Genomic DNA, 7,506 nt, shown 5'->3' on the forward strand with positions numbered 1-7,506 from the left:
GTGCCGAGGTGGGTTCCGGCGCAGCGCCGGCAGTCGGCGCCGTGGACGTGTCGGACGCGACCGTCGCCGATACCGAACCGCTGTCGCCGCCGCCCAGGATCAGGCTCGCGGCGATGACGGCGACGAACAGGACTGCGCCCGCCGCACCGGCGATCCACATCCAGCGGCGGTCGACACGTGCTTCGTCGATGTCGTAGTCGTAGTCGTCGTAGTCCTCGACCGGGCCGTAGCCGTCGTAGCCGTCGTAGCCGTCGTAGCCGTCGTATCCGTCCTCGTAGGGCGGGAGGGTGTCGGTATCCAGATCGCCGTCATGGGCGGCGTCGCGACCGCCGCCGTAGCGCCTGCCCTCGCGGGGGCTGCGGATGCGCTCGGTCGGTGTCAGCGAATACGGTGATTGCGCGGTATATGGCCTGTTCATCCAACTGTCCCAGTCGTTTCCGTACGGTTCGACCTGATGCTAGCGAGACAGAAGTGACAGATGAGGTCAACTCGCACGCTCCGCGGTCACGGTCGGGACTCGGTTCGGTCGCCCTCACGTTGCGGCGTCTCCGGGCGCCGTTTCGCTGACCGCGTACGTCCTGCGCCGCCCCGGGCGGTCGGCGTCCATTAGCCTCCTGATGAGACGACGAGCAGACGAACAGAAGGGTTTCTCACCGTGGAGGTCAAGATCGGTGTCACCGACAGCCCGCGCGAGCTGATTCTCAGCAGCGCGCAGACGCCGGCGGAAGTGGAGAAGTTGGTCACCGACGCACTGGGCGCCGAGACCGGCGTACTGAGCCTCACCGACGAGAAGGGCAGGCGCTTCCTCGTGCAGTCCGCGAAGATCGCCTACGTCGAGATCGGTGCCGCCGACTCGCGCAGGGTCGGATTCGGCGTGGGTGCGGTGGGCGCCGAAGTCACCAAGACCGCGAACACCGCGGGCTAGTTTTTTGCCGAAACTGTATTCCGCGCGCGAAATCCCTTGTGAAAACCGCGCGGAATGCAGTCTCGGCGAAGCTCAGGACCGCGTCAGCGGCACGTGTGACAGCCCGCCCCAGATGAACTGCACCGTGCCCTCGACGGCGTCGTCCTTCTCGATCGGGCGCTCGTTGTTGAGCCAGTAGCGCGCGGAGTCGACGCTGATGCTCACCAGGCCGACCGCGATCATCCTGGCGCGATGGGGTTCCAGGCCCGAGTCATGACTGATCAGGTCGAACACCGCATCGGTGCACGATTCGGTGGCGACCTTCACCTGCGCGGCCACCTGGGGTTCGGTCACGTAATCGTTCTCGAAGATCAGCCGATAGCCCTGACCGTCGTGCTCGATGAAGTCGAAGAAGGCCTCCACCGCGGCACGCACCCGCTGGCGGTTGTCGGTGGTGGTCCGCAGCGCCTGACGCACCCCGGACACCAAGTTGTCGACGTGCCGTTGCAGCACGGCCAGATAAAGCTCGACCTTTGACGAAAAATGTTGGTACAGCACAGGTTTGCTGACACCGGCGCGATCGGCGATCTCGTCCATGCCCGCGGCGTGGTAGCCGCGGTCGACAAAAACCTCGCTGGCGGCGATCAACAACTGACCACGGCGTTCGTCACGGGGTAACCGGTTACCGCGCCGGGCCGCGCTCGCGGGCATCCCGCTTCCGTTGGCCGGTTGTCCCCCCCGCCGCTGCGCCGTCTTGGCGAGATCGCTCATCAGAACCTCTAGCTCTACAGCCGGCGCGACCGGCGTGTTTGATTCGCTCCGCATTGACACTACTACCGTTCGCGGGCCACAGGCGTGAGGAGCGGCGGCCGGTTGGGCGCGGCGGGTGGTGGCGCGCCGGAAGTGCAAGTCCTCTGACCTGTGTCATCCTGTGTCGGTGACCTACGACCCGGGGCGTCGCGGGAGCAGCGGTCGCGCTCCTGTGCTGCGTGACGACTGGCGAGAGCCGCTCCGCGCGCAGCGTGACCCGTTGGCCGAGCAGTCAGGACGGCCCAGGTCCAATCGCGACGACCACAAGCGCTGGCGCAAGCAGACCTGGCTCGGCCGCTTCATCTCCACCTACGGCTGGCGTGCCTATGCCCTGCCTGTGCTGGTCGCGCTCACGGTTGTGGTGCTCTACCAGACGATCACCGGAACCAGCGTGCCGCAGGTCGTGGACGAGGAGGGCCCGGTGCAGGGGCCGCCGACGATCGGCGTCGCCAGCACCGCGATCGTCGGTGCGCCGCCCAGGGGCTTGACGGAGTTCGACGCCAACCTGCCCACCGGAATCCTGCCCGACGGCGGACCTTTCACCGAGGCCGGTGCCCGGACGTGGCACGTCGTGCCCGGCGCCACCCCGCAGGTCGGCCAGGGCACCACGAAGGTCTTCACCTACACCGTCGAGGTGGAGGACGGCGTCGACACCACGACGTTCGGCGGCGACGACGGTTTCGCGCGCATGGTCAGCGAGACGCTGGCCAACCCCAAGAGTTGGACGCACAACCCGCAGTTCGCCTTCACCCGCGTCGACGCCGCATCCGGTGTCCAGCCCGACTTCCGGGTGTCGCTGACGTCCCCGATGACGGTTCGTGGCGGCTGCGGCTACGACATCCCGCTCGAAGCGTCCTGCTACAACCCGGCCTACGAGGGTCAGCCACGGGTGTTCGTCAACGAGGCGCGCTGGGTTCGCGGCGCTGTGCCCTTCCAGGGTGACGTCGGTTCCTATCGGCAGTACCTGATCAACCACGAGGTGGGCCACGCCATCGGCTACCAGCGTCACGAGCAGTGCGCGGAGAACGGTGAGCTGGCGCCGATCATGATGCAGCAGACGTTCTCGACCAGCAACGACGACGCGGCGCGCTTCGACCCGGGCACCGTCGTCGCCGACGGCAAGACCTGCCGGTTCAACCCCTGGCCCTATCCGATCGCCTGATCCCACGTTTCGCGTGCCAATGAGCGCGCTCGCCGTCGCCGAGCAGGCGGGAAGTGTCCGGCCCTCGTTGCTGTTGACTGGGTGTACCTGTTGAGATGGTTCCACAGCCAACCAAGGAGAACTCGGTGTCGACACCGTTGCCGCCGCTGGTAGAGCCAGCGGCTGAGCTCACCCGCGAGGAGGTGGCGCGCTACAGCCGCCACCTCATCATTCCCGACCTCGGCCTGGACGGGCAGAAGCGGTTGAAGAACGCCCGCGTCCTGGTCATCGGTGCCGGAGGGCTGGGCTCACCGGCGCTGCTGTACCTCGCCGCCGCCGGCGTGGGGACCATCGGGATCGTCGAATTCGACGTCGTCGACGAGTCCAACCTGCAGCGCCAGATCATCCACGGCCAGTCCGACATCGGCCGGTCGAAGGCGCAGAGCGCGCGCGACTCCATCAAGGAGATCAACCCGCTCGTCGACGTCCGACTGCACGAGGTCCGCCTGGAACCGGACAACGCCGTCGAGCTGTTCGAGCAGTACGACCTCATCCTCGACGGCACCGACAACTTCGCCACCCGCTACCTCGTCAACGACGCCGCGGTGCTGGCCGGCAAGCCTTATGTGTGGGGTTCGATCTACCGCTTCGAAGGCCAGGTCTCGGTGTTCTGGGAGGACGCCCCCGACGGTCTCGGCCTGAACTATCGCGACCTCTACCCGGAGCCGCCGCCGCCGGGGATGGTTCCGTCGTGTGCCGAGGGTGGCGTTCTGGGCATTCTGTGCGCGTCCATCGCCTCGGTGATGGGTACCGAGGCGATCAAGCTGCTCACCGGTATCGGCGATCCGCTGCTCGGCCGGTTGATGGTCTACGACGCTCTCGACATGAGCTACCGGACGATCAAGATCCGCAAGGATCCCGCGACACCGAAGATCACCGAGCTCATCGACTACGAGGCGTTCTGCGGCGTGGTGTCCGAGGACGCGGCTCAAGCCGCGGCGGACGCTACCGTCACCCCCCGCGAGCTGCGGGAGATGCTCGACTCCAGCCACAAGTTCGCGCTGATCGACGTCCGCGAGCCGGTCGAGTGGGACATCAACCACATCGAGGGTGCCGAGCTCATCCCGAAGTCGACGATCGAATCCGGCGACGGTCTGGCGAAACTGCCGCACGATCGGGTGCCGGTGCTCTACTGCAAGACCGGTATCCGGTCGGCCGAGGCGCTGGCGGTGATCAAGAAGGCCGGGTTCTCCGACGCGATGCATCTGCAGGGCGGCATCGTGGCGTGGGCCAAGCAACTCGAACCCGACATGGTGATGTACTAACGCGGGGTTGGCCCCCGTTCCGCTTAGGCTGTGGCGGTGACCGCCGAGCGCCCGCCAGATCATGTGCTTGCGGCGTTCGGGCTGTCCGGGGTGCAGCCGGTACCGTTGGGATCCAGCTGGGAGGGTGGCTGGCGCTGCGGTGAGGTCGTGCTGTCGATGGTGGCCGATCATGCCCGCGCCGCCTGGTCGGCCAAGGTGCGCGAGACGCTGTTCGTCGACGGGGTGCGCCTGGCCCGGCCGGTGCGTTCCACCGACGGCCGCTACGTGGTCGCGGGCTGGCGGGCGGACACCTACGTCGCCGGCACCCCCGAACCCCGCCATGACGAGGTGGTGTCGGCAGCGGTGCGCCTGCACGAAGCCACCGGCAAGCTCGAGCGGCCCCGGTTCCTGACCCAGCCGCCGGTGGCGCCGTGGGCCGATGTCGACGTGTTCATCGCCGCCGACCGGGCTGCTTGGGAGGAACGTCCGCTGCACTCGCTGCCGCCCGGGGCGAGGGTGGCGCCGGGGACCTCGGACGGACAGAAGTCCATCGACCTGATCAATCAGCTCGCCGCGCTGCGCAGGCCCACCAAGAGCACGAGCCAGCTGGTGCACGGAGATCTCTACGGCACCGTGCTTTTCGCCGGCACCGCAGCACCCGGCATCACCGACATCACGCCCTACTGGCGACCGCCCGCGTGGGCCGCGGGCGTGGTGGTGGTGGACGCGCTGTCGTGGGGTGAGGCCGACGACGGTCTGATCGAGCGCTGGAATCCGCTGCCAGAATGGTCGCAGATGTTGTTGCGCGCGTTGATGTTCCGGCTCGCCGTGCACGCGTTGCATCCGAGGTCGACGGCTGCAGCGTTCCCCGGGCTGGCCCGCACGGCGGCGTTGGTCCGGCTCGTCCTCTAGGTGTGTGCGCCGCGGAATAGCATTCCTGGCTGTAACACGGTCTCGATCAACAGCCCTGGCTTCACGCTCAGAAGCTGTGGCGGTACTCCCGCAGCACAATTCGGCCGTCTGCGGCGAGCACGCCCTCGGCCCGCAACAGCTCCAACTGGCGCGTCGCCAGGTGCGGTGCAGGCTTCCCGGACGCCGTGATCACCCGGTGCCACGGCAGGTCCGACGAATCGGTGCGCATGATCCAGCCGACGATGCGGGCGCTGGAAAGCCCCGCTGCATCGGCGATGTCACCGTAGGTGGCGACCGCGCCCGTCGGGATGGACGCGACGAGTGCGCGAACCGTCTCCACCTGCTCGTCGGTGATCGCCGCCATGTCAGGCCAGCCGGCCGCTGATCACCGCCGCCGTCTCGGCGGGTCTGGCCAGCGGCACCATGTGGTCACAATCCCATTCCAGCAGAGCGAAACTCGCCCCCAACCCGGCGTCGAGGGTGGTGATCAGGTCGTCGTGGGCATACGGCGGGTCGGTGCGGGTGGCGCGTACCAGCGTGGTCGGCGTGCCACGACGGGGCAGCGCGACGGGTCGGGTGAGCTCACTCCAGTAGGACAGCATCGCGGGGATGCTGATCCGCCAGCCCACCCGGCCGCTCGGCAGGTGAACGAGATGTTCGTCGAGTTCGCGTTCCAGTTCATCGGGGGCCACATCGCCCCAGGAACCGTCCGCCTTCTCGGCCCTGGCTTCCTCACGGTCGGTGTAGTCCGGTGAGTCGTACATGCTGTCGGCGATCTCGCGCATCCACCGCCCGTTCAGCGCCACCGCCGGGTCCAGGAGGACAAGCCCGCTGATCAGGTCCGGGCGCGCCGCCGCGAGGCTCAGGGCGATCGCCCCGCCGAACGAGTGTCCAACGGCGACCACCGGCCCCGCGGCTTCGGCTTCGACCAACGCGGCGAGTCCGGCGACATTCGCGTCGATAGTCCACGGTGCGTCCCAGGACGACCGGCCGTGGCCCAAAAGATCAGGAGCGACGGCGGCGACCTCGGGTAGGTGGCCGTCAAAAAGCGTCTCCCAGCGCCGGCCGTGTCCCGTCAGCCCGTGGATGGCCAATACCCGGGACGGCCCGGACGGCCCGAATCGGTAGGTGTGCAGCGCGTCGGTCACCCGCTTGATGCTGCCAGCCGTCGAACCCGTACGCGAACGGGTGGGTCGGGGTCCCGCCGCAGGACAGCGCAACTTGTCGGACCCCCGTGATGTCATTCCCTCATGTCTGCGCCACACACCGAGCTGACACCGACCGCACTGGGTCGCCGCGAGATGCGCGGTACCGTGCGGGTGCTCGGTGGGGCCGGAACCGGGAAGAGCAGGCTGCTCGTGGACACGGCCGCCGAGCATCTGCGCGCGGGTCGCGATCCGGAATCGGTTCTGCTGCTGACGGGTTCGGCGCGCCTGGGCACCCAGGCCAAGGCCGCGATCACAGCGACACTGCTCGGCTCCGGTGAGCGCACGGTGGTGCGCGAGCCGCTGGTGCGCACGGTGCATTCCTACGCGTTCGCGGTGTTGCGGCTGGCCGCGCAACGCAACGGGACCCCACCGCCGAGGTTGATCACCAGCGCCGAACAGGACGGGATCATCCGCGAGTTGCTCGCCGGTGACGTCGAGGACGGTGACGATTCGCCGGTTCGTTGGCCGGCGCGGCTTCGATCGGCGCTGGGCACCGTGGGTTTTGCCGCCGAACTGCGCGACCTGCTGGCGCGCTGCAGCGAGCGCGGAGTCGATCCCGCTGCGCTGCAACGCATCGGACGGCTGGCAGGCCGGCCGGAGTGGCAGGCGGCGGGCCGTTTCGCGCAGGCCTACGAGCAGGTCATGCTGCTGCGGTCGGCGGTCGGAATGGCTGCGCCCCAGGCCACCGTCCCCGCCCTGGGTGCCGCCGAACTCGTCGGTGCCGCGCTGGAGGCCTTCGCGATGGACACCGACCTGTTGGCCGCCGAGCGTGCGCGGGTCAAGCTGCTCCTGGTCGACGACGCCCAACACCTCGACCCGCAGGCGGCCCGGCTCGTGGAGGTGCTCGCGGCGGGAACGGAACTCACCGTCATCGCCGGTGATCCGCATCAGACCGTGTTCAGCTACCGGGGTGCCGACCCGGCGCTGCTGCGTGGTGAGGGACCCACGCTCACGCTCACCGAGTCACACCGTTGCGCAGCCCCGTTGGCCGATGCCATCGGGGCGGTCGCGCGCCGGCTTCCCGGCCGCGACGGTAACCGGCCGCTCACCGGTATCGACACGCCCGACGTGCCCTCCGGCTTGGCGGTACGGATCGCCGCGTCGGCACATGCCGAGAGTGCGCTGATCGCCGACGCATTGCGACGCGCACACCTCGTCGACGGCGTGCCGTGGACGCAGATGGCGGTGATCGTAAGGTCGGTGCCGCGGATGGGCGCGGCGCTGGGC

At 68.5% G+C, this 7,506-nt stretch carries 8 protein-coding genes and 1 pseudogene; 5 read left to right on the forward strand and 4 right to left on the reverse strand.

Features of this window, described 5'->3' with window-relative positions:
* A pseudogene (locus tag WA965_RS19535) lies at positions 1-418 on the reverse strand (hypothetical protein); the annotation flags it as partial.
* Between the two features lie 237 nt (positions 419-655).
* On the opposite strand from WA965_RS19535, the gene WA965_RS19540 reads away from it, so the two are divergent.
* On the forward strand, positions 656-925 hold the full coding sequence (locus WA965_RS19540) for a DUF3107 family protein (protein WP_526297734.1): 270 nt from the start codon (positions 656-658) through the stop codon (positions 923-925).
* A 72-nt stretch (positions 926-997) separates the two neighbouring features.
* On the opposite strand, the gene fasR is transcribed toward WA965_RS19540, so the two are convergent.
* On the reverse strand, positions 998-1,675 hold the full coding sequence (gene fasR, locus WA965_RS19545; RefSeq protein WP_526297736.1) for an HTH-type transcriptional activator FasR: 678 nt from the start codon (positions 1,673-1,675) through the stop codon (positions 998-1,000).
* A gap of 166 nt (positions 1,676-1,841) precedes the next feature.
* Between fasR and WA965_RS19550 the strand changes: the two genes are divergently transcribed.
* The 3 genes from WA965_RS19550 (at position 1,842) to WA965_RS19560 (ending at position 5,071) form a co-directional block, all read left to right on the forward strand.
* Positions 1,842-2,876 (forward strand): DUF3152 domain-containing protein, encoded by a 1,035-nt coding sequence (locus WA965_RS19550; protein ID WP_526297738.1) that lies wholly within the window; start codon positions 1,842-1,844, stop codon positions 2,874-2,876.
* A gap of 125 nt (positions 2,877-3,001) precedes the next feature.
* Positions 3,002-4,180, forward strand: a complete 1,179-nt coding sequence (gene moeZ, locus WA965_RS19555) for an adenylyltransferase/sulfurtransferase MoeZ (RefSeq protein WP_526297740.1) — start codon at positions 3,002-3,004, stop codon at positions 4,178-4,180.
* Positions 4,181-4,216: 36 nt separating this feature from the next.
* The gene (locus WA965_RS19560; RefSeq protein WP_526297742.1) at positions 4,217-5,071 is read left to right on the forward strand and encodes a TIGR02569 family protein; all 855 of its coding nucleotides are present in this window, start codon (positions 4,217-4,219) and stop codon (positions 5,069-5,071) included.
* A gap of 67 nt (positions 5,072-5,138) precedes the next feature.
* On the opposite strand, the gene WA965_RS19565 is transcribed toward WA965_RS19560, so the two are convergent.
* Both WA965_RS19565 and WA965_RS19570 read right to left on the reverse strand, forming a co-directional pair.
* Positions 5,139-5,435: an MGMT family protein gene (locus WA965_RS19565; RefSeq protein ID WP_526297744.1), complete on the reverse strand. Its 297-nt coding sequence runs from the start codon at positions 5,433-5,435 to the stop codon at positions 5,139-5,141.
* Position 5,436: 1 nt separating this feature from the next.
* Positions 5,437-6,219 (reverse strand): alpha/beta fold hydrolase, encoded by a 783-nt coding sequence (locus WA965_RS19570; protein ID WP_526297746.1) that lies wholly within the window; start codon positions 6,217-6,219, stop codon positions 5,437-5,439.
* A gap of 102 nt (positions 6,220-6,321) precedes the next feature.
* On the opposite strand from WA965_RS19570, the gene WA965_RS19575 reads away from it, so the two are divergent.
* Positions 6,322-7,506: UvrD-helicase domain-containing protein (locus WA965_RS19575; RefSeq protein ID WP_526447965.1), on the forward strand; the 1,185-nt coding region annotated here is incomplete at its 3' end.

This window comes from Mycobacterium sp. (assembly GCF_049683935.1).
Taxonomy (GTDB): domain Bacteria; phylum Actinomycetota; class Actinomycetes; order Mycobacteriales; family Mycobacteriaceae; genus Mycobacterium.